Genomic DNA, 22,710 nt, shown 5'->3' on the forward strand with positions numbered 1-22,710 from the left:
CCGGACCGAAATGAGTGGCGCGCGCCCGACGCCACCGGGCACGCTGTGTGAATGACCCGAACACACACACCGGGCGCGGGAACGCCCGACGAACGACGCACCGTGAAGGTGTCGAAATACCTCTCGAAGCACCTGCGCCACCAGCCCGAACGCATCGGCCTCACGCTCGACCCGAACGGCTGGGTGGAGGTCGACGCCCTGCTCCGCGCCACGGCCGAGCACCGCTTCCCCCTCACCCGCGCCGAACTCGACCACGTCGTGGCCATGAACGACAAGCGGCGCTTCACGATCGAAGGCACCAGGATCCGTGCCAACCAGGGCCACACGGTCGAGGTCGACCTGGACCTGCCACCGGCCGAGCCGCCCGCGTACCTCTACCACGGCACGGTCGCCCGCAGCCTCGACGCGATCCGCGCCGAGGGCCTGCGCCCCATGAACCGCCACCATGTCCATCTCTCGCCCGACCGCGAGACAGCGACCCGCGTCGGCGCCCGCCGCGGCCGCCCGGTCGTCCTGCCGGTGGACGCGGCGGCGATGCACCGCGACGGCCACGTCTTCCGGGTGAGCGCCAACGGCGTCTGGCTGGCCGACGCCGTACCCCCGCGCTACCTCCGCTTCGGCGCCTGAGCGGCGAGGAGACCGGCGCATCGGCCGCCGGGAGCCGGACGTACGCTCGGAGCATGAGTCTGCGTCTGAGCACCGTGATCCTTCCTGTTGACCGCTGGCACGAGGGAGGGCGCGCGAAGTGGCAGCGTGCCGAGGAGCTCGGCTTCCACACGGCGTACACCTACGACCACCTCTCCTGGCGGACCTTCCGCGACGGCCCCTGGTTCGGCGCCCTGCCCACGCTCACCGCCGCCGCGGTCGCCACGGAACGGCTCCGCCTGGGAACGCTCGTCACCTCGCCCAACTTCCGGCACCCGGTGACCCTCGCCAAGGAGCTGATCTCCCTCGACGACATCTCGGGCGGCCGGTTCACCCTGGGAATCGGCGCCGGTGGCAGCGGGTTCGACGCGACCGCGCTCGGGCAGGAGGCATGGACGCCGAGGGAGCGGGCGGACCGGTTCGGCGAGTTCGTGCCCCTTCTTGATCAGCTGCTCACCGAAGACGCGGTCACCCGGCACGGCACCCACTACTCGGCCGTCGAGGCCAGGAACATCCCCGGCTGCGTCCAGCGCCCCCGGCTCCCCTTCGCCGTCGCCGCGACCGGCCCGCGCGGGCTGAAGCTCGCCGCCCGGTACGGCCAGGCATGGGTGACCACCGGCGACCCGAGTCTGTACGAGGAGGGCACCCCGGCCCAGTCGGTGGAGGCCATCCGCGGCCAGATCGAGAGGCTCGGCGCCGCCCGCGCCGAGGTCGGCCGGGACGCCGGGCCGATGGACAAGATCCTGCTCACCGGTTTCACCCCGGACCGTGCCCGCCCGCTGGAATCGGTCGACGCGTTCGTCGACTTCGCGGGGCGCCACCAGGATCTGGGCTTCACGGAGCTGGTCGTGCACTGGCCCATCGCCGATTCGGACTTCGCCGCCGACCAGGCCGTCTTCGAGAAGATCGCCACCGAGGCCTCCGCGCAACTCGGTGCGTGAGGGCGCTCACATGTGGTTCCCTCCGCGCTCACCTGCACACCTGTGCGGGAGTATGGACAGGTGACCTCAGCTAGCGAGTCCCCGCTTCCCGCCCGCCCCCGGCTGATCGCCACCGATCTTGACGGAACGTTGCTGCGAGACGACAAGACCGTCTCGGACCGGACCATCGCCGCCCTCGCCGCGGCCGAGGAGGCCGGGATCGAGGTCTTCTTCGTCACCGGCCGGCCGGCCCGGTGGATGGGGGTCGTCAGCGATCATGTGCACCGTCATGGGCTGGCCATCTGTGCCAACGGCGCCGTCGTCGTCGACCTGCGCGGCGGCGGGGAGCTGGTCGAGGTGCGCGGACTGGACCGGGGCGCCGCGTTCGGCGTCGTACAGGCTCTGCGCGACGCGGCGCCCGGCACGGTGTTCGCCGTCGAGACGACGACCAGCTTCAACTACGAGCCGGAGTACCCGCCCTTCCTCGACGACCCGGGCGCGCACGTGGCCCCCGCCGAGAAGCTGCTTCAGGTGGCGGAGGACGGCGACGGCGAAGCGGTGGTGAAACTGCTGGCGCACCACCCGACCCTGACGCCCGACGGTTTCCTCACCCTGGCCCGTACCGCCGCCGGGGAGCTGGCCTCCTTCACGCGCTCCAGCCCCACCGCGCTGCTTGAGGTCAGCGGCCTCGGGGTCAGCAAGGCGAGCACGCTCGCGCTCTGCTGCGCCGAGCGCGGCATCTCATCCGACGAGGTCGTCGCCTTCGGGGACATGCCGAACGACGTGGAGATGCTGGCGTGGGCCGGTACGTCGTACGCGATGGGCAACGCGCACCCTGATGTGATCGCGGCGGCGTCGGGCCGCACCGTGGCGAACAACGAGGACGGTGTCGCCGTCATCATCGAGCAGCTCATCGCCCGCGTCGCACCCTAGGGGGTGTCTTGTCGGTCAGGCCGGATCAGTGAGCGGGGTCTGGTGCGTGTGATCGCAAGGCGGAGGAGGGAGACGACGCGGAGGGGGTACCTCCCGTGCCCCCTTGGGGGCTACGGGGGAGTCGGCGACCGACGACAACGCGGCGAGCACGCGTGCCAGGGACCGCGAGCCCGGCAAGACCGGCAAGACACCCCCTAGAGCGGCGCCTGCCACAGCACCGTCGTGCCGGCGCCGTGTTCGCCCAGGCCCGGTCCGACCTCGCTCGATCCGCCCAGCGACTCGGCGCGCCGCCCCAGATTGCGCAGGCCGCTGCGCCTGCCGCCCGCCGGGATGCCCACGCCGTCGTCGGCGACCGACAGCCGTACGGCGGGGGTGCCGTCGGGCAGGCGGGCGTTCGCGTCGACCGTGACATGGATGCGGGATGCCCGCGCGTGCCGGAAGGTGTTGGACAGGGCCTCGCGGAGGGCGGCGATGAGGTTCTTGCCGGTGAGTTCGCCGACGGCCGAGTCGACCGCGCCGACGAAGCGGTGGGTGGGTTTGAAGCCGAGCGGCACGGCCGCCATGTTGATCTCGCGCAGGACCCGGGTGCGCAGCCCGGACGGCGCCTCGGCGGGGCCCTGTTGCAGGGCGAAGATGGCCGTACGGATCTCCTGGATGGTGACGTCCAGTTCGTCGACCGCCCTGCCCACGCCTGATCGCACCTCGGGCACGTCCGAGTGGCGCTGCGCGGTCTCCAGCATCATCCCGGCGGCGAACAGGCGCTGGATGACCAGGTCGTGGAGGTCGCGGGCGATGCGGTCGCGGTCCTCGTACACCGCGAGACGTTCCCGGTCGCGCTGCGCCTCGGCCATCATCAGCGCGAGAGCGGCCTGGGAGGCGAACTGGGTCGCGAGGGTGCGTTCCGAATCGGTGTAGGGGCGGGCGCCGATCGCGCGCGGGGTGACGAGTACGCCGAGCACCCGGCCGTCGCTGTGCAGGGGCAGCAACATGGCCGGGCCGAAACGGGAGGCCAGCGGGGAGATCAGACGCGGGTCGGTGGTGCAGTCCGCCACGTACGTGGCCTCGCCGGCGAGCAGTTGGGCGACGACGGGGCTCTTGCCCGAGATCCGGGCACCGAGGAAGACCTCGGGGTTGTCGGCCGAGGCGGCGACGACCTCCAGCCCTCCCTCGGGCGTGGGCAGCAGGACGAAGCCGGCGGCCGAGTCGGCGAGCCTGCGGGCCTGTTCGGCGACGACGGTGAGGGCGTGGTGGGTGTGCTCGGCGGAGTCGGTGTGCTCGGGCCGGTCCGCGCGCGCGGTGCCGTCCACGTGTTCGGTGCCGTCCACGTGTTCGGCGGGATGGTCGGCCGAATTCCCCGAGAGCAGGGCCGTCGTGACGGCCACCGAACCGTCGATCCAGCGCTCGCGCCGCCGGGCCGCCTCGTACAGCCGCGCGTTGCCGATGGCGAGGCCCGCCTCCGTCGCCAGCACCCGCATCATGTGCTGGTCGTGTTCGGTGAATTCGGCGCCGTCGTGCTTCTCGGTGACGTAGAGATTCCCGAGGCTCTCGCCCTGGACGCGGATCGGAACGCCGAGGAACGTCCGCATCGGCGGGTGGTGCGGCGGAAATCCGACGGCGCGCGGATCCGCGGTGAGGTCGGCGAGCCGAATGGGTTCGGAACGGCGGATCAGCTCGCCGAGCAGTCCGCTGTGGCCGTCCGGGCGGCGGCCGATCCGCCGCTCGACGTCCGCGTCCACGCCGTAGGTGACGAAGTCGGAGAGCGGGCCGCCCGCCTCCTCGACAGCGCCGAGCGCCGCGTAGCGGGCGCCGACGAGGCGGGCGGCCGTCTCGCAGATACGGTCGAGGGTGGAGTGCAGTTCGAGGCCGGTACCGACGGAGCGCATGGCTTCGAGGAGCTGCGGGACGCGGGCCGTGAGCTCGGTGGACCTGCTCTGGAGCCGGCGCTCCATGTCGGCCTCCATGTCGGCCTCCGTGTCGGCCTCCGTGTCGGCCCCGGCGTCACGGGGTTCGGTCCCGTCGCCGGGTCCGCCCGGAGCGGATTCCTGAGGAAAGTCCTGAGGTTCGGGCGCCTTCATGCCCTTGACATTAGTTAGTCCCATTTGCGGTGGAAAGTCGAGGCCCGTGGCCGACCAGCTCCACCGGCCCCCGCTCGCGCTCCCACATCCTCCGCAACGGCCCCTCCACCCCCACCAGCTCGGCGTACGGCCCGCGCTGCACCACACGCCCCGCGTCGAGCACGATCACCTCGTCGACCGCGTCGAGACCCTGGAGCCGATGGGTGATGAGCAGCGTCGTACGCCCTTCCGTCACCGCCAGCAGGTCCGCCGTCAGCGCGTCGGCCGTCGGCAGGTCGAGGTGTTCGGCGGGCTCGTCCAGTACGAGGACGGGGAAGTCGGCCAGGAGCGCGCGGGCCAGCGCCAGTCGCTGCCGCTGGCCCCCGGAGAGCCGCGCGCCGTGCTCGCCGACGTGGGTGTCGAGACCGGCCGGCAGCGCGTCGGCCCACTCCAGCAGGCGGGCGCGGCGGAGGGCGTCGCGGAGGTCGTCCTCGGTCGTGTCCTTGCGGGCGAGGGCGAGGTTCTCGCGTACGGAACTGTCGAAGAGGTGCGCGTCCTGCGCGCACAGCCCGACGAAACGCCGCACCGTGTCGCCGTCCAGCGCCGCCGCGTCCGTCCCGCCGAGCCGTACGCCGCCATCGCGCGCGTCCAGGAAGCGCAGCAGCACCTGCGCGAGGGTCGTCTTGCCGGCCCCGGACGGCCCCACGACGGCCACCCGCTTCCCGGCGGTCAGCGTCAGATCGACGCCGGTCAGCGCGTCGCCCTCCTGCCCCGCGTACCGGGCCGAGAGCCCCCGTACCTCCAGCGGGAACGGCGTCGCGGGAGCGGCGGCCGGGCGCTCGGGCTCCCGTACGGGGACGGGCGCGTCCAGCACCTCGTACACCCGCTCGGCGCCGCGCGCGGCCCGCTGCCGGTACTGGACCGCGAGCGGCAGTCCGGCGACCGCCTCGAAGGCGGCGAGCGGGGTCAGTACGACGACGGCCAGCGCGACACCCGGCAGCCGCCCGTCGTGCACCGCGCCCACACCGGCGTACGCGGCGGCGGCCACGGTCAGCCCGCAGATCAGCGCGGACAGTCCGCCGCCGAGCGCGGTGGCACTCGCGCCGCGCGAGGCGATGGCCGTCAGTGTCGCGTCGGCGTCGCGGGCCGCGGCGATACGGCTCCGGAGGGCGCCGGCGACGGTCAGTTCGGCGCAGCCGTCGAGGAGTTCGGCGACCCTGGTCGCGAGCAGGCCGCGCGCGGGGGCGAGCCGCCGCTCGGCGCGGCGCGCGCGGGCGCCGCTGACCAGCGGCACGCCGACGCCGGCGGCGAGCAGGCCGAGGGCCAGTACCGCGCCCGCCTCGGGGAGCAGCCAGCCGGTGAATCCGACGGCGCCCGCGCCGACGAGCAGGGCGGAGCCGACCGGCAGCAGCCAGCGGAGCCAGTAGTCCTGGAGGGCGTCGACGTCGGCGACGAGCCGGGAGAGCAGGTCACCGCGCCGGGCCTCGCGCAGCCCTGCGGGGGCGAGCCGTTCGAGGCGCCGGTAGACGGAGACCCGGAGGTCGGCGAGCATCCGCAGCACCGCGTCGTGGGACACGAGGCGTTCGGCGTACCGGAAGACGGCACGCCCGATCCCAAAGGCACGGGTCGCGGTCACGGCGACCATCAGATACAGCACGGGCGGCTGCTCGGACGCGCGAGATATGAGCCACCCGGACACGGCCATGAGCCCGACGGCGGACCCGAGGGCCAGGCTCCCCAGCACCAAGGCCAGCAGGAACCGACCCCGCAGGGCCCCGACGGCGGCGCGCGTACGACGAAGGGGATGCGCCCCGACCCGGGCCCCGGCACCGGCGTCGCCCTCGTCGGGTCCCCCCGCAACCGGCTCCGACCCCCCACGCGCCGACCCGGGGGCCGCCCGACCCGCGACCGCGGCGGGCTCGACGCCCACAGCCGCCCCCGCCGTCCCTCCCCCGAGCTCGATCACCCGGTCCGCCACCGGCAGCAGCGCGGGTCGGTGGATCACCAGGATCACCGTGCGGCCCACCGCCAGCCGGCGGACCGCGTCCACGATGCCCGCCTCCGTCTCGCCGTCCAGCGCCGCCGTCGGCTCGTCCAGCAGGAGCACCGGGCGGTCGGCGAGGAAGGCGCGGGCCAGGGCGAGGCGTTGGCGCTGGCCGGCCGACAGGCCCGTACCGTCCTCGCCCAGCACGGTGTCCACACCCCGGGGGAGCGCGGCCACGAAGTCGTACGCCCCCGCGTCCCGCAGCGCGTCGCGTACGGCGGCGGCGTCCGCGTCCGGGCGGGCCAGGGTCACGTTCTCGGCGATCGTCCCCGCGAAGAGGTACGGGTGCTGCGGCACCCAGGCGATCTGTTCGCGCCAGCGGCCGAGGTCCAGGGACGACAGATCGGTGCCGCCCACCCGTACGCGGCCCTCCGTCGGTGCGGTGAAGCCGAGCAGCACGTTCAGCAGCGTCGTCTTCCCCGCCCCGCTCGGGCCGACCAGCGCGACCGTCTCCCCCGGCTCGACCACCAGCGTGGCGGCGTCCAACGACGGTTCGGCGCGGCCTTCGTGGCGGACGGTCACGCCCTCCAGCTCCAGGCGGGGCGAGCCCGGTATCTCACCACCCGCGCCCGGACCCGAGGGCACCGTCTCCAGCACCGCGAAGATCTCCTCCGCCGCCGCCAGCCCCTCCGCCGCCGCGTGGTACTGCGCGCCCACCTGCCTCAGCGGCAGATACGCCTCCGGCGCCAGGATCAGCACCACCAGGCCCGTGTAGAGATCCAGGTCCCCGTGGACCAGCCGCATCCCGATGCCCACCGCGACCAGCGCCACCGACAGGGTCGACAGCAGCTCCAGCGCGAAGGACGACAGGAAGGCGATGCGCAGCGTACGGAGCGTGGCCCGCCGGTACTCGGAGGTGATCGCCCGCACCGACTCCGCCTGCGCCTTCGCCCGCCCGAAGACCTTCAGCGTCGGCAGCCCGGCGACCACGTCCAGGAAGTGGCCGGACAGCCGTGACAGCAGCTGCCACTGACGGTCCATCCGGGACTGGGTGGCCCACCCGATGAGCACCATGAAGAGCGGAATCAGCGGCAGGGTCAGCACGATGACGCCCGCCGACACCCAGTCGTCGGTGACGATCCGCGCCAGTACCGCCACCGGCACCACCACCGCGAGCCCGAGCTGCGGCAGATAGCGCGCGAAGTAGTCGTCCAGCGCGTCCACGCCACGGGTCGCCAGCGCGATCAGCGAACCGGTGCGCTGGCCGCTCAGCCATCCCGGCCCCAGCTCGGCGGCCCGCTCCAGCAGCCGGCCGCGCAGTTCGGACTTGACCGCCGCGCTCGCGCGGTGCGCGGCCAGTTCGGTGAGCCACGCGACCAGCCCGCGCCCGACGGCGACCGCGCCCAGCAGGAGCAGCGGCGTACGGAGCCCGGAGGCGTCGAGGCCGTCCTCGAACGCCCCCACCACCACCTCGGCGATGATCATCGCCTGGGCCACGACCAGCCCCGCACCGGCCAGTCCCAGGAGCACCACCGCCACCAGAAAGCCACGGGTGGCCCGTGCGTACCGCAGCAGACGCGGATCGATCGGTTTCACGTGAAACACCCGCCCAGTCAGCTAGTGCGCGTCCGCGATGTGATGCGTACCGATGCGCTTGCGGAAGACCCAGTACGTCCAGCCCTGGTAGAGCAGCACCAACGGCGTCGCGATGCCCGCGCACCAGGTCATGATCTTCAGGGTGTACGGAGTCGAGGACGCGTTGGTCACCGTCAGGCTCCACTGCTCGTTGAGCGAGGACGGCATGACGTTCGGGAAGAGCGTCAGGAAGAGCATCGCGACGGCGGCCACGATCGTCAGCCCGGAGAGCGCGAACGACCAGCCCTCACGCCCCGCCCTGATCGCCACCACGGCACCGGCCAGCGCGAGCACGGCCACGACCATCGCGGCCAGGCTCCCGCCGTCACCGTTGTCGAGCTGGGTCCAGCCCAGGAACCCGAGCGCCAGCACAGCCGTGAGCAGCCCCAGCGTGAACGCCAGCTTCCGCGCCCGCGCCCGGATGTCCCCCACCGTCTTGAGCGCGGCGAACACCGCGCCGTGGAAGGTGAAGAGCGTCAGCGTCACCAGCCCGCCGAGGAGCGCGTACGGGTTGAGCAGATCGGCCAGGTTTCCCACGTACTCCAGGTCCGCGTCGATCTTCACGCCGCGCACGATGTTCCCGAAGGCCACACCCCACAACAGCGCCGGCAGCAGCGAGGTCCAGAAGATCGCGTGCTCCCAGTTGCGCTGCCAGCGCTCCTCGGGCCGCTTGGCGCGGTACTCGAAGGCGACACCGCGCACGATCAGACAGACCAGGATGGCCAGCAGCGGCAGATAGAAGCCGGAGAAGAGGGTGGCGTACCACTCGGGGAACGCGGCGAAGGTCGCGCCGCCCGCCGACAGCAGCCACACCTCGTTGCCGTCCCAGACGGGCCCGATGGTGTTGATGAGGACCCTGCGTTCCTTGCGGTCCCGCGCGAGCAGTTTCGTCAGGACGCCGATCCCGAAGTCGAAGCCCTCAAGGAAGAAGTAGCCGGTCCACAGGACGGCGATAGTGACGAACCAGACGTCGTGGAGTTCCATGATTCGGTTCAACTCCTCAGTACGAGAAGGCCATCGGGCGGTCGGCGTCCTTCGCGTCGTGACCGCCGATCTTCGTGGGTGGGTTGAGGTCGTCGTCGGTGAGATCGGGCGGACCCGCCTTGACGTACTTCACGAGCAGCTTGACCTCGACGACGGCGAGCACCGCGTAGAGCAGGGTGAAGACGATCATCGAGGTGAGCACCTCGCCCTGTGACGTACCGGGGGAGACTGCGTCGGCGGTGCGCAGCACCCCGTAGACCACCCAGGGCTGCCGGCCGGTCTCGGTGAAGATCCAGCCCCAGGAGTTGGCGATCAGCGGGAAGAGCATCGTCCACAGGGCGACGAGCCAGTACATATGGGCGAACCGGGGGCTCAGCGCCTTGTTGCGGAAGAGCACGAGATGGGGCACCTCGTCCTCGCCGGTCCGCAGCCGCTTCGGCAGCAGGAACTTCCGCCGGGTCAGCCAGAGCCCGAGGAGCCCGATGCCCAGCGACGCCATGCCGAAGCCGATCATCCAGCGGAAGCCCCAGTACGCGACGGGGATGTTGGGCCGGTAGTCGCCGGGCCCGTACTTCTCCTGCTCGGCCTTCTGCACGTCGTTGATGCCCGGCACGAAGGACTCGAAGTCGCTGTGCGCGAGGAAGGAGAGCAGGCCGGGGACCTCGATGGCGACCTTGTTGTGGCCCTTGTCCACGTCCCCGTACGCGAAGACCGAGAACGGCGCGGGCGCCTCGCCGTCCCAGAGGGCCTCAGCGGCGGCCATCTTCATCGGCTGCTGCTCGTACATGATCTTGCCGAGCGTGTCACCGCTGACGGCGGTGAGCAGGCCGGCCGTCACCAGGGTGACCAGGCCGAGCCGGAGCGAGGTCCGCATCACCGGGATGTGCTGCTGGTGCCCCTTGCGCCCCCGGCGGGCGAGATGGAAGGCGGAGATGCCGACCATGAAGGCGCCGCCGACCATGAAGGCCGCCGTCATGGTGTGGAAGAACTGGGCGAGCGCGGTGTTCTGCGTCAGTACGGCCCAGAAGTCGGTGAGTTCGGCCCGGCCGCGCTCCTCGTTGATGCGGTAGCCGACCGGGTGCTGCATCCAGGAGTTGGCCGCCAGGATGAAGTAGGCGGAGAGGATCGTGCCGATCGAGACCATCCACATACAGGCCAGATGGATCTTCTTGGGCAGCTTGTCCCAGCCGAAAATCCACAGTCCGATGAAGGTGGACTCGAAGAAGAAGGCGATCAGCGCCTCGAAGGCGAGCGGGGCGCCGAAGACGTCGCCGACGAAGCGCGAGTAGTCCGACCAGTTCATGCCGAACTGGAATTCCTGCACGATGCCGGTGACGACACCCATGGCTATGTTGATCAGGAAGAGCTTGCCCCAGAACTTCGTCGCCTTGAGGTACTTCGGATTCGACGTCCGCACCCAGGCGGTCTCCAGGCCGGCGGTCAGCGCGGCGAGCGAGATCGTGAGGGGGACGAAGAGGAAGTGGTAGACGGTGGTGATGCCGAACTGCCATCGCGCGAGAGTCTCGGGGGCCAGTGCGATGTCCACGTCGTCTCTCTCCTTCTCCTTACGGGCCCCGCGCCGGGGGCTGCGGCCTGTCCCGAAAGTCCCGGTAGGAAGCGGACGAAACAGGAGGCATCGAGCATGCTTGTGAACGCGTTCACATTCACAAGCAAAAGTATGGCGCACGGCCCGACCGGATCTTCAAGGGGGGGTCCCCTTCGAACATCCCGCCGTGACCGCGCGCCCTGACCGCGCCCTGCCCCGTGTGCTGGCCCGCGTGCCGGGGCGCCCCGCAGGGCGCCCCGCCCGGATCCGCTCAGCTCTCCTCGCGGAAGGACTCCGCCGTCCGCAGGAACAGGTCGTTCGCCTTGTACTCGCCGATCGTGACCCGTACGCCCTCGCCCGCGAACGGCCGGACCGTCACACCCGCCCGCTCGCACTCCGCCGCGAATTCGGTCGTACGGTCACCCAGACCCAGCCACACGAAGTTGGCCTGCGTCTCGGGCACGGTCCAGCCCTGACCGCGCAGCGCCTCGCTGACCCGGGTGCGCTCGACGACCAGCTCCGCCACCCGCTCCAGCAGCTCCTCCTCGGCGCGCAGCGAGGCGACCGCCGCGTCCTGTGCGATCTGGCTCACCCCGAAGGGCACCGCGGTCTTGCGCAGGGCCGCGGCCACCCGCTCGTGGGCGATGGCGAAGCCGACCCGCAGTCCCGCCAGGCCGTACGCCTTGGAGAAGGTCCGGAGCACGGCCACGTTCGGGCGCTCCCGGTAGATCTCGACGCCGTCGGGGACCTCGGTGTCGCGGATGAACTCCCGGTACGCCTCGTCCAGCACCACCAGGATGTCGGTCGGCACCCGGTCGAGGAAGCGCTCCAGCTCGGCCCGGCGGACGACGGTGCCCGTGGGGTTGTTGGGGTTGCAGACGAAGATCATCCGGGTCCGGTCGGTGATGGCGTCCGCCATCGCGTCCAGGTCGTGCACCTGGCCCGCGTCCAGCGGCACCTTCACCGACGCGGCGCCCGAGATCTGCGTGATGATCGGGTACGCCTCGAAGGACCGCCACGCGTAGATCACCTCGTCGCCGGGGCCGGAGGTGGCCTGAAGCAGCTGCTGGGCGACGCCGACGGAGCCCGTACCCGTCGCGACATGCGAGACCGGCACCTGGAAGCGGTCGGCGAGCTCGCTGGTCAGCGCGGTGCACGCCATGTCGGGGTAGCGGTTGAACGTCCCGGCCGACGCCAGCACGGACTCCATCACGCCGGGCAGCGGCGGATAGGGGTTCTCGTTCGACGACAGCTTGTACGAGACGGCCTCGCCCACCGCCGCCGGCCTGCCCGGCTTGTAGGTCGGGATGCCGTCCAGCTCGGCGCGCAGCTTCGGGCTCGTGTCGCTCACCGCGGGGTCCTCCTCGGGCGCTCTGGGTTCTCCGTACACATGATCGGCCCATCTCATGCGGATGTACCAATACTGCTCACCTTAAGAGGATTGCCGGGCCCTGCGAATACCCCTCCCGGAACCGGGCCCCGGACGGGCCCCCGCACGGGCCCCGAGGCGCCGCCGGGCGCTCGGACACCGGGCTCCGAGCGGGGGAGCCCTAGCGCATCCGGCCCGCGCCGGTGGCTGACTCCATGGCGTGCGTCACCCATAAGGGTGAGTTGAGACCTCTTCGAAACATCGGACTGTCGCCAGGCCCATCCAGCTCCACGCTTGACAGACCACAACCGAATCGCTCAGCGACCTTGTTTTCCACGTCTTCCAAGCGTTGTTGATCATGCAGAAACGTGACTCTTGGGAGGTGAATGTGCGACCGGCCCCACCACCTTGATGAGCCCTACTATCGGCTCGCCATGACACCAGCAGGGAAACACCAGGTGAGCCGGACGGACACATCCCGCCGGGGCAGCCGGCAAGGTCGGGCGGGCATCCGGGACGTGGCCGCCGCAGCCGGTGTCTCCATCACGACCGTCTCCGACGCGCTCAACGGCAAGGGACGGTTACCCGACGCCACACGCCGGCATGTCCGAGAAGTCGCCGAGCGGCTGGGCTACCGCCCGTCCGCCGCGGCCCGAACCCTCCGTACCGGCAAGTCGGGGCTGATCGGCCTGACCGTCACCACATACGGGGACGAACCTTTCACCTTCACCGAATTCGCCTACTTCGCCGAGATGGCACGGGCCGCGACCTCCGCGGCGCTCGCCCGCGGGTACGCGCTCGTCATCCTCCCGGCCACTTCCCGCCACGACGTCTGGTCGAACGTCGCGCTCGACGGCACCGTCGTCATCGACCCCTCCGACCACGACCCGGTCGTCACCGAGCTCGTCCGCCAGGGCCTGCCCGTCGTCTCCGACGGCCGCCCGGCCGGCACCCTCCCCGTCACCGCCTGGGTCGACAACGACCACGAGGCCGCCGTACTCGATCTGCTCGACCATCTCGCCGCGGCAGGCGCACGCCGGATCGGACTGCTCACCGGCACCACCACCGACACCTACACCCGGCTCTCCACCACCGCGTATCTGCGCTGGTGCGAGCGGGTCGGACAGGACCCCGTCTACGAGTCCTACCCCGCGCACGACCCCTGCGCCGGTGCCGTCGCCGCCGACCGGCTGCTCGCCAGGCCCGACCGGCCCGACGCGGTGTACGGGCTCTTCGACCCCAACGGCACCGACCTGCTCGCCGCCGCGCGGCGCTACGGCCTGCGGGTGCCCGAGGACCTGCTGCTGGTCTGCTGCAGTGAGTCCACCGTGTACGCGACCACCGAGCCGCCCATCACGACGCTCTCGCTCAAGCCGCGCCGTATCGGCACCGCCGTCGTCCAGTTGCTCATCGACGCCATCGAGGGGACCGACACCGGGCGTCCCGTCGAACAGGTGATACCGACGGAGTTGATCGTCCGGACCTCGTCCCAGCGGCGCCCGCCCCGTACCACGGTCAGCGCTCCGAGGTCTCCCGCCAGGGACTGAGGCGGACGGACACGCTCCGCATCACACAATTCGGGCGATCCGCGTGAAAACAGCCGACGAAACGTGGGTGGAATCGGATTGACCACCCCTGGTGCGTCACACAGGGGTGGCCGCATTCCTATGATGGGCGCACGACACCGCGGACCTTCCCCTACCTCCGGTGGGGATGCCCCGCCCGAACAGGCGGACCCAGAGGTGTACGGAGGCGCGACGGTGGTGGAGGGGTCGATGACTCAGGGGGCCGGGACCGGTCAGGGACCCGTGGTGCGCACGGCGACGCTGCGCGATTTCCGGGTGCCGCCGTACACGCAGGTTCCCGTACGGCCGGAGCGCCCGGAGCAGCCCGCGCCGACCGAAGAGACCACGCGGGCCGGGGAGTCGGGCCGGTCCGGCGAGTCCGCGCCACAGCGGACCACGGTCGCGGTCGCGCCCACCGGGACAACCGAAACCGCCGAGACCTCCGGCGGCCGGCCGGCCGCCGCCACGCCGCCGGGCGCTCCGGCGGGACTCGGTATCGCGCCGCGTACGGACCCGCGGAGCGTCACGTTCCCGACGCCCGAGGCGGCGGAGTCCGCCCCCGGGCCGACGCCGGTGGCCACGGGGGTTTCTGACGCCCCGTCACGCCCCGATCCGCGCAGCCACGCGGGTGCGGGCCCCGCGATCCACTCCCAGGCCGTCACACCCCCCGTCACGGCCGCCGTGACCCCCGCCGCGCCCGCCGCCGACGTCACCCCCACCGACCATCCCGGCAACGCCGTCCCCCGCGACGAGGTCCCCGAGGGCTACACGCCCACCGAGCGCGACCTCCCGGTGATCAAGCGCGGTGACACCGTTCAGGTGACCGTCGCCCCCGTCCCGAGCCCCGGCACCGCGGACGGCCTCGGCCCGCTCTTCGTCGTCGGCGACGTCCACGGCTATCTCGACGAACTCGTCGCCGCTCTCGCCGAACAGGGCCTCATCGACGGTGACGGCAGCTGGGCCGCGGGCAACACCCGCCTGTGGTTCCTCGGCGACTTCACCGACCGGGGCCCCGACGGCGTCGGCGTCATCGACCTCGTCATGCGGCTCTCCGCCGAGGCCGCCGCCGCCGGCGGCTACTGCAAGGCCCTGATGGGCAATCACGAACTGCTGCTGCTCGGCGCCCGCCGCTTCGGCGACACCCCGGTCAACTCCGGTGCCGGCACCGCCACCTTCCAGGCCGCCTGGCTGCTCAACGGCGGGCAGAAGACGGACATGGAGCGCCTCCAGGACGTCCATCTCCAGTGGATGTCCCGCCTCGACGCCCTCGTGGAGGAGGACGGGCATCTGCTGATGCACTCCGACACGACCGCGTATCTCGACTACGGCGACAGCATCGAGGACGTCAACGACAACGTCCGCGCCATCCTCACCCGCAACGACGCGGACGAGTGCTGGGACATCTTCCGCAAGCTCACCAAGCGTTTCGCGTTCCGCGACAACGGCGGTTCGACCGCGGCCAGGGAGCTGATGGCCGCGTACGGCGGGCAGCGGATTGTCCACGGCCACAGCCCGATTCCGTATCTGCTCGGCGAAGTCCGCACCGAGGACGCGTCGGACGACGAGGAGAATTCGGGACCCGTGGTCGACGGGCCGCATGTGTACGCGGACGGGCTCGCCATCGCCATGGACGGCGGAGTGACCATGGCCGGAAAGCTTCTGGTCGTACGGCTCCCGCTCCATAACTGAGCAGAGTGGGGGCAGGTGTTTTCCGTAAACCCCCTGTCACCCCGTGCCTTAATCGCTCTACCATCGGCTCATCCGTAGCAGGCTCTCCTCCGTTTTCGCCAATCGTCCGTTCTGTACGGACAATCCGGCCCTACGGAGCATCGGGGGACGCACATGAACAGCGCTCCGCATCTGCTGAACGAGGATCGCGCCGATTTCGAGCGGATTCTCGACGAGACGCTGCGCCATGCGCACGACCGTCCGGATCTCGCCGATGTCGGGCAGCGCCTCAACACCGAACAACTGCGCACCATGGCTCTGGGCGCGACGTCTCTGATAACCACCGCCGCGGCGGTCGAGTACGAGCACTACGCGAAGGTCCGGGAGGAATTCCGTACGCCGGCCACCTCGCCGGTGGGCAACTCCGTACTGAGCCCGGCCGTGCAAGGGGCGAGCGAGACCGGCGCGGGTCTGGCCGCCGTCGTCGCGGTCCTGGTGCCGGCTCTCGGAGGCGCGGCGGCCGTCGTCTTCCTGCTGGTGGGCTTCCTGCTGAGACTGCTCAGCCCGGTGCCCGCCTTCTCCGACACCCTGGTGACGGTCGGTCTGTTCTTCTGCGCCGTCACGGCCGTCGGTCTGGCTGCCGGCGGGGCCGGGCTGCTGATCACGGCCCTGCGCAACGGCGCGACGCAGGTCCCGGCAGGCCAATCGGACAGCGCGTGGCCCGACGAGGTGTCACGGGCCCGTGAGGCGTGGCGCACCGCCCTGTTGGAGCGGGGGATCCTGCCGTTCCTGCGGGATGCCCTGGCCGCGCCCGGCGTGGAGCCCGCGCCGAAGGTCCGCCCTGCCCGGCATCTGCCGAAGATGGGCTACAGCCGCCCGGACTTCTCCAGCCCGGACGACGGCGCGTCGAGCGGTCAGCGCCCCACGTACTCCAGCCCGGACTTCTCCAGCCCCGACTTCGGCGGACCCGAACACCGGCCGGAATAGGTCACCGCGGGAATCGGCCAGGCCCGCGTCACACGGCGGCGGGCGTCACGGCTGCTGGTACGGGGCGATGATCCCGGCGTCCATCGCCCGGCGGATCGCGTCCACCCGCGACACCGCGCCGAGCTTCCGGTACGCGTTCGTCAGATGGCGCTTGACGGTGGTCTCGGCCAGGAACAGCGCGGCGGCGATCTCCGCGTTGCTGCGCGCCTGCGCGACGTAGCTGAGGATCTCGACCTCGCGCGCGGACAGGAGCCGGTCGGCGGACGGCCCGTCGAGACCTCTGATCATGTTCCGGGTCACCGAGAAGTGGATCCTCTCCGGCTCGCGGATCACGGAGTGGATCGAGGTGACCAGCTCCCGGCTGGAGACGGACTTCAGCAGATAGGCGGTGGCGCCGTCGTCCAGCACGCCCCTGAAGAGCACGGGGTCGTCGTGCATCGTCAGCACGATGCAGCGGGTCTCGGGGCAGTGCCTGCCGATCTCCCGTACGGTCTCCCGGATCCCCGGGCCCGGCATCTGTACGTCCAGTACGGCGATGCCCGGCCGGTGTTCGCGTACCAGCTCCACGGCTTCGGTGCCGCTCGCGCCCTGGGCGACGACTTCCAGCCAGTCCTCCAGAGAGAGCAGATCGGCGAGCAGCTCCCGGAAGAGGGTGTGGTCGTCGGCAACGACGACGCTGGTGACGTCGGCTCTCGCGGGCTTCCCCGCGTCAGCCATGCCGGCGCCAGTTGATCAGCGGGATGGAGACGTTGACCGTCGTGCCGCCGCCGACCGAGCTGTGGATGCTGGGGTTTCCGCCGAGCAGTTCGGTCCGCTCGCGGATCGAGATCAGGCCGCCTCGCCGGGTCTTGGCGAGCGTGGCCACCTCGAAGCCCGCCCCGTCGTCGATGACGGATGCCTGGACCAGCGTCTCCGTGACCCTGATCGTGATCCACAGTTCGTCGGGGTCGGAGTGGCGCAGCGCGTTTCTGGCCGCCTCACGAATGATGAAGTAGAGCTCTTCGGCCGCGGCCTCCGGTATTTCGTCGACATTTCCCGTGACGGTCAATTCGGCCCGGACACGGTCCGGGACCGTGGAGTCGATGAATTTGGTGAGGGCACGCTCAAGGTTGGTTTCGGACACCGATTCCCGCAGCTCACCCGAGAGATCACCGATTTCCCGCAGCGCCACCTTGAGCGCTTCCTCGGCCGATTTCAGCTTCGACCGTACGACGGCGCTCTCGCTCTGGATCAGCGGATCGCACAGTTCCAGTTCGAGCATGGCCACCAGGACTTCGTGGGCGACCCGGTCGTGCAGGTCCCTGGCCAGCCTGTGCCGTTCGTCCAGATGGGAACTGTGCAGTTTCTCGCGAAGGAATTTAATGTAACCGACACACCCGAGCGCGATCTGTGTCATCACCGCGTCGTTCAACGTCAGCGCGGTGTCCAGGAATTGGTCAGCCGAGGGTGTGGCCGGCAGGAGCTCGCGTACGACGACGGGAAGCGCCGTCTCGTAGAACAGCTCGGCGGCGCGGACCGTCTCGGTCGGATGGATACCGCGCGACGCCCGGGTCCTGCTGAATTCGGCCGCCCCCCGAAGGGATTCCTGGCTCGGCGCGGTCCTGGTGCGGAAACCGGTTCGCGCGCCCCGCGCAATGTCGTCCAGTAATAACTCGACCTGGTTGACAAGTAACGCACTTATTTCAGGTTCTTCGAGCAGCGCGCTGTCCATGGCCCGCAATCGCTGGAAGAATGGCTCAACAATATTCGCGCGAACTTCGTTCGGCAGACCGGAATTTCCGGCGTGCCCTTCCGGATCGATCGCCACGGCAGCCCCCCGCCATTATCCCGCAGCCTCCCACGTGATATTTAGGGAGTATACGTGGCCAAGCGGGGCTTTCAAGAAACAATATTCACCACAATTCCGCCAAATACCTACATTCTGTAGTAAAACTCTGTTATGAGTTAGGTCAAGTTCCGCGATCTCACGATTCGTGCGGCAGACCGACTTCGAGCCGGTAACCGCATGAGCCCGTGTGCGCCATCTGGCAGAGCCCGACATCCGGATCGATGTCGTCCGGCAGATCCATCGCCTTGAGCCAGCCGGTCAGCCGCTCACCCGGACCACAGTGATAGACCTTGTCGATTCCCGCCTTCTTGACGCCCTTGTAGGCAAAACACGTGATGACCTTGAGATCGTGTGTGCCGTTGTCGAACGACTCCTCCGCCTCGAACAGCGAGCCGAGATAGAGATCCACGGCCGCCTGGAACAGCCGGCGGTACTGCTCGACGGTCTCGACCTTCTCGATCCCGAGACCGCGCATCAGCCGGACCATCTCCTGGCGCCCGAACTCGCGCACCACCGCGATGTTGGCCTCGTTGGCGCCGTCGACGCCGCCCGACAACGCGGTCTGGTAGTACCAGAGGCCGTCGGTGGCCATCCATGAGCGGCGCAGCAGCTCCTCGCGCTGCGTCGCCGTGAGTTCCGGAGTGAGGTCCGTCGCCGGAGTGGGGCCGGTCGCCCGAGTGGAGGTCGCCGGAGTGGGGTCCGCGCTCATGGGGTCAGTTCACCTTCTCTTCGTCGGTCCGTCATACGGGATCGGATGCGGGGGCGGAGTCGGAGCCGGGGGCGGAGTCCGCGCCGGCCGCCGCCAACACCTCTTCCACCCCGTGCCGTTGAAGCTTCCCGCTGGAGGTACGCGGGAGTCGCCCCCTGCGTACGAGAACGATGTCCCGAGGAGTGAGCCCGAGCGAGTCCGACACGGCGAACCGCAGCCGCGCGATCAGATCTTCACGAGCCGCGCTCTCGGACTCCTTCGTCTCCGCGACGAGCACCAGCCCCTCACCGTCCCGGAACGCCATCCCCGCCGCGAGCACCGCGCCGTTCGACACCCCGGTGACCCGGCCGGCGACGGTCTCGATGTCGCTCGCGTAGTAGTTCTGGCCGAAGACGATGATCACCTCCTTCTTCCGCCCGGCGATGAACAGTTCGCCGTCCTGCCGGAAGCCCAGATCGCCGGTGGAGACCCAGCCGCCGGCCACGACGGTGGCCCGGGTCGCCGGTTCGTTGTCCTCGTAGCCGCGCATCACCGAGTCCCCGCGGATCTGGATCTCACCGACCAGCGAGGGGTCGGTCAGCGCCGTACCGTCCTCGCCGACCAGCCTGACCTCGGTGTTCGCCACCGGGAGACCGACCGAGACGATCTCCCGGCCCGCCTCGGCACCGTCGTCGGCGCCGCCGACGGCCGGGGCCATTTCCACCACGCCCCGCGAGAGCGGCTCGCGCCGTACCCACGTACTGCGCACCGCCCTGCCCGTCGGGGCGAACGTCACCGCGAGACTCCCCTCCGCCAGGCCGTACACCGGCAGGAAGGCATCGGCTCGGAAACCGGCCGGGGCGAAGTGCGCCGAGAAGCCGCGCAGCGTGTCGGGGTCGATCAGCTCCGCCCCGTTGAGCGCGAACCGCCAGCGGGACAGGTCGAGTTCGGGTACGCGCTCGGCCGGGGTGCGCCGCAGGGCGTACAGATAGCCGGAGTTGGGCGCCGTCGTCGCGGTCACCCCGTAGCGGCTGATGATCCGCAGCCATCTGCCCGGATCCCGGAGGAAGTCCTCGGGCGGCAGCAGATACGTCTCGGCGTCGGTCAGCGCCGGTGAGAGGAACGCGCCGATCAGACCCATGTCGTGGAAGAGAGGCAGCCAGTTGCAGCTCACATCGGTGTCGTCGATGCCGAGCCCCCCGGCGATAGCGTCGACGTTCGCCAGCAGATTGGCGTGGGTCAGTACGACGCCCTTCGGGCTCGCGCTGGTCCCCGAGGTGTACTGGACGAGCGCCGGATCACCCGCCGCCACGTCCACGTACACCGGTGACGGGGCGCGTGTCGTGGCCACGTCGAGGATCCGGAACTCGCCGCCGGCGCCGCCGAGCGTCGGCTCAAGCAGCCCGCCCAGCATCTTGTCGGTGAGCACGACGCGCACCTTCGACTGGCGCATCACGAGCGCGATCCGCTTCAGATGGATGTCGAGCGAGGCGAAGCGCACCGGCGGCGGCACCGGCACCGGCACCGCCCCGGCGGCGAGCACACCGAAGAACGCCCTGGCGAAGTCGATCGAGGTGGGGAGCGCGATCGCGACCCGCTCCCCCCACAGGACCCCGCGCTCCAGCAGCCCGCAGGCCACCTCCCCCGCCTCGGCGTGGAGCCCGGCGAACGTGACGCGCTCGGCCTCCTCGTCCCCGCGGAACAGGCGCATACCGTGACCCGAGCCGCGGGCGGCGACGGCGGCGAGCGCGTCGACCAGGCTCCCGCCCCCGCCGCCGCCCGTGCTCATGCCAGGTCCTTCTGCCGGCACAGGTCCTCCACCACGCCCTGGAACTCCCCGATCGTCTGGACCCGGAAGGTGACCTCGTCCTCGATCTCGATGTCGAACGCCTTTTCGGTGTTCAGGATGATCTGGAGCACGCGCATCGAGTCGACATTGGGGAGCGAGCGGAAGTGCTGGTCGGGCGTCAGACCGGCGGCCGGGGTGCTGAGCTCGTCGCTGATGATCTGACGGATCTTCTCGTGTATCGCGGTGGTGTCCATAGGTGGTCAATCCCCCTGGGTGACGGTTCTGTTGGAGGCGCGGAGCGCGTCGACGAGTCCGGTCGGCAGGCGCTTGTCGTACGTACCGAGGACGTCGTCCGTGAGCAGGTGGAACGTGCCGTCGGCCGCGGCCACGAGATCGCCGCCCGGCAGCCGGATCTCCCCGGAGGCCCGTACCGACAGGGCGTCGCGCTTGATGATCTCGGCGTGGGCCGTGTACTCGGCGCCGGTCTCCATGGGCCTGCCGTAGCGGATCCGCAGGCCGGTGGTGAACGCGGAGATCCGGTCGGACCGGTACACGGCCTGGGCCAGCGTCTCGTCCAGGATCGCGGCGACGATGCCGCCGTGGATGACGCCGGGGAACGACTCGTAGTCGGCGCCGAGCTTGATACGGGTGCCGAATCCGTTGCCTTCCTCCTCGAAGACCAGCCGCAGCCCGATGGGGTTGTGCGGAGCGCAGCCGAAGCAGTTGGCCGTGTCGGCCGCCGCCCCGGTGTCGCTGTCGTTGAACGCTGACTCGGGCAAGACCCCGCTCCTCAGATCGTCGGTCGTCGGCTGCTGTCCGGTCGTCGGCCGCCGGCTTCCGCCGACGGCGACGCCGGGTCAGATGAGCGAGCGGAGCTTGCGCTTGAGGTCCTTCGACGACTCGATGGAGTCGTCCTCGACCAGCCGTCGCACCATGGAGAGCACCTTGCCGTCGGCGGCGTCGGTGGCGCCGTCCTGGATCGTCTCGATACGCCGCACGCCCTTCGCGGACGTCGAGTGCGGGTAGAAGTGCCCAGCCGGGTGCTTGAGACCGTCGCTGCGGTCCGCCAGCCAGACGTACGCCATCTTGAGCGCGGCGATCTGGCTCTCCCGGTTGCCGTCGCACAGCTCCTGCGTGAAGACGTAGAAGGCGCGGGCGTGCCGGGACTCGTCGCGGCCGAGGAGCTTCCAGATGCCCCTGACCACGGGCTCCTTGGTCTCGGCCGCGAGCGCGCGGTAGAGCTCGGCGGCGCGGGCCTCGGAGATGATGTTCATCATCAGGGTGCCGACGCGGGTGTCGCCGATCGGGTACGGCTCGCGCTTGTAGAGCGCGTGCTTGGAACGGACCTTGACGCCCAGCTTGTCGAGGCAGCGGGCCTGCACGAGCGAGTGCCGTGCCTCCTCCGCGCCCCAGCTCAGGGCCCAGGACGAGAAGCTGGTCTCGCCCTCCCACTCGCGCAGGAAGTTGTGCGCGCCCGGCAGGGTGCCGAACTCGATGATCGCCGCCTCGGTGAGGAAGTCGACCTCATCGGCGCTCATCAGCTCGGGGTTGAGCTTGTCGAGGTCCAGCTCACGCCAGTCCCAGCGGGTCGTCTCGAACCAGTCGAAGATCTTGTTCCACGTCATGTCGAGGTAGAAGTCGGTGTAGAGCGGGTCGAGGATCAGCGAGCCGTGGGCCCGCATGCCTATCTCGACGGTGTCGGCGAAGCCGAACCCGTCGAAGGCGGCCGGGGCGATGATGTCCTCGACGTCGTGCACCTCGGCCCAGCCGGGTACGGGGCCGCCGGCGCCGTCGCCGACGACGTACACGCGGGTCTTGGAGAAGCCGCGCATCCCGCGCAGGGCCCGGACGGCCGCCGGTGCCGACGAGCCGCTGCCGCCGATGAAGGCGACGGCCAGTTCGGTGCCCGGTTCGAGGTCGTGCAGGTAGCGCTCGAAGGTGTCGGGGGTGGAGCGGTCGAGGCCGATCTCACCGAAGCGGGCCAGCGAGAGCTGCGGGCCGAGGGTGAGCGCGGGCAGACAGTCGACGAAGACGACGCGCGTCTTGCTCGTGCTCGCACCGTCGGTGCCCGCGGCGAGGTTGGTGCCGCTGCCCAGGTTGATGCCTGTGTTCATG

General features: G+C 70.5%; 18 protein-coding genes. 6 read left to right on the plus strand and 12 right to left on the minus strand.

Annotated elements, in window-relative coordinates; all coding sequences use genetic code 11:
* Positions 1-51 precede the first annotated feature (51 nt).
* Genes ACFWV8_RS18935 through ACFWV8_RS18945 form a run of 3 tightly spaced genes read left to right on the plus strand, consistent with a single transcriptional unit; the run spans position 52 to position 2,498 of the window.
* Positions 52-627 carry an RNA 2'-phosphotransferase gene (locus ACFWV8_RS18935; RefSeq protein ID WP_384203142.1) on the plus strand — a complete coding sequence of 192 codons (576 nt, stop codon included), beginning with the start codon at positions 52-54 and terminating at the stop codon, positions 625-627.
* A 53-nt stretch (positions 628-680) separates the two neighbouring features.
* Positions 681-1,586 carry an LLM class flavin-dependent oxidoreductase gene (locus ACFWV8_RS18940; RefSeq protein WP_384203145.1) on the plus strand — a complete coding sequence of 302 codons (906 nt, stop codon included), beginning with the start codon at positions 681-683 and terminating at the stop codon, positions 1,584-1,586.
* 60 nt (positions 1,587-1,646) lie between these two features.
* A complete protein-coding gene (locus ACFWV8_RS18945) occupies positions 1,647-2,498 on the plus strand; it encodes a Cof-type HAD-IIB family hydrolase (protein ID WP_384203148.1) in 852 nt (283 codons plus the stop codon).
* Positions 2,499-2,692: 194 nt separating this feature from the next.
* Here the strand turns inward: ACFWV8_RS18945 and ACFWV8_RS18950 are convergent, their stop codons facing one another.
* From ACFWV8_RS18950 to hisC, 5 genes are all read right to left on the minus strand, one after another.
* The gene (locus tag ACFWV8_RS18950) at positions 2,693-4,459 is read right to left on the minus strand and encodes a GAF domain-containing sensor histidine kinase (RefSeq protein WP_384203279.1); all 1,767 of its coding nucleotides are present in this window, start codon (positions 4,457-4,459) and stop codon (positions 2,693-2,695) included.
* Positions 4,460-4,583: 124 nt separating this feature from the next.
* Positions 4,584-8,132: a thiol reductant ABC exporter subunit CydD gene (gene cydD, locus ACFWV8_RS18955; RefSeq protein ID WP_384203151.1), complete on the minus strand. Its 3,549-nt coding sequence runs from the start codon at positions 8,130-8,132 to the stop codon at positions 4,584-4,586.
* 21 nt (positions 8,133-8,153) lie between these two features.
* Positions 8,154-9,155: a cytochrome d ubiquinol oxidase subunit II gene (cydB, locus tag ACFWV8_RS18960; RefSeq protein WP_384203154.1), complete on the minus strand. Its 1,002-nt coding sequence runs from the start codon at positions 9,153-9,155 to the stop codon at positions 8,154-8,156.
* 16 nt (positions 9,156-9,171) lie between these two features.
* Complete coding sequence (locus ACFWV8_RS18965; protein WP_329385125.1) at positions 9,172-10,701, minus strand: cytochrome ubiquinol oxidase subunit I; 1,530 nt, start codon at positions 10,699-10,701, stop codon at positions 9,172-9,174.
* A 271-nt stretch (positions 10,702-10,972) separates the two neighbouring features.
* Positions 10,973-12,052, minus strand: coding sequence for a histidinol-phosphate transaminase (hisC, locus tag ACFWV8_RS18970; RefSeq protein ID WP_384203157.1), 1,080 nt, complete (start codon positions 12,050-12,052; stop codon positions 10,973-10,975).
* A gap of 452 nt (positions 12,053-12,504) precedes the next feature.
* On the opposite strand from hisC, the gene ACFWV8_RS18975 reads away from it, so the two are divergent.
* From ACFWV8_RS18975 to ACFWV8_RS18985, 3 genes are all read left to right on the plus strand, one after another.
* A complete protein-coding gene (locus ACFWV8_RS18975; protein ID WP_329385120.1) occupies positions 12,505-13,617 on the plus strand; it encodes a LacI family DNA-binding transcriptional regulator in 1,113 nt (370 codons plus the stop codon).
* A gap of 228 nt (positions 13,618-13,845) precedes the next feature.
* Positions 13,846-15,324, plus strand: a complete 1,479-nt coding sequence (locus ACFWV8_RS18980) for a metallophosphoesterase (protein ID WP_384203161.1) — start codon at positions 13,846-13,848, stop codon at positions 15,322-15,324.
* A 153-nt stretch (positions 15,325-15,477) separates the two neighbouring features.
* Positions 15,478-16,290: a hypothetical protein gene (locus ACFWV8_RS18985; RefSeq protein ID WP_384203163.1), complete on the plus strand. Its 813-nt coding sequence runs from the start codon at positions 15,478-15,480 to the stop codon at positions 16,288-16,290.
* 45 nt (positions 16,291-16,335) lie between these two features.
* Here ACFWV8_RS18985 and ACFWV8_RS18990 read toward each other — a convergent pair whose 3' ends face one another.
* From ACFWV8_RS18990 to ACFWV8_RS19020, 7 genes are all read right to left on the minus strand, one after another.
* A complete protein-coding gene (locus tag ACFWV8_RS18990) occupies positions 16,336-17,007 on the minus strand; it encodes a response regulator (protein ID WP_384203166.1) in 672 nt (223 codons plus the stop codon).
* On the minus strand, positions 17,000-18,097 hold the full coding sequence (locus tag ACFWV8_RS18995; RefSeq protein WP_384203169.1) for a sensor histidine kinase: 1,098 nt from the start codon (positions 18,095-18,097) through the stop codon (positions 17,000-17,002). Before ACFWV8_RS18995 ends, ACFWV8_RS18990 begins: the two co-directional genes overlap by 8 nt.
* A 157-nt stretch (positions 18,098-18,254) precedes the next feature.
* A complete protein-coding gene (locus ACFWV8_RS19000) occupies positions 18,255-18,827 on the minus strand; it encodes a hypothetical protein (protein WP_384203171.1) in 573 nt (190 codons plus the stop codon).
* A gap of 31 nt (positions 18,828-18,858) precedes the next feature.
* The gene (locus ACFWV8_RS19005; protein WP_384203174.1) at positions 18,859-20,595 is read right to left on the minus strand and encodes a fatty acyl-AMP ligase; all 1,737 of its coding nucleotides are present in this window, start codon (positions 20,593-20,595) and stop codon (positions 18,859-18,861) included.
* Positions 20,592-20,849 (minus strand): acyl carrier protein, encoded by a 258-nt coding sequence (locus ACFWV8_RS19010; RefSeq protein ID WP_384203177.1) that lies wholly within the window; start codon positions 20,847-20,849, stop codon positions 20,592-20,594. Before ACFWV8_RS19010 ends, ACFWV8_RS19005 begins: the two co-directional genes overlap by 4 nt.
* 6 nt (positions 20,850-20,855) lie before the next feature.
* On the minus strand, positions 20,856-21,374 hold the full coding sequence (locus ACFWV8_RS19015; RefSeq protein ID WP_329385104.1) for a PaaI family thioesterase: 519 nt from the start codon (positions 21,372-21,374) through the stop codon (positions 20,856-20,858).
* 78 nt (positions 21,375-21,452) lie between these two features.
* Entirely contained in the window at positions 21,453-22,709 is a 1,257-nt protein-coding gene (locus ACFWV8_RS19020) for a ferritin-like domain-containing protein (RefSeq protein WP_384203180.1), read from the minus strand.
* Position 22,710 lies beyond the last annotated feature (1 nt).

This window comes from Streptomyces sp. NPDC058665, assembly GCF_042714995.1.
Classification (GTDB): domain Bacteria; phylum Actinomycetota; class Actinomycetes; order Streptomycetales; family Streptomycetaceae; genus Streptomyces.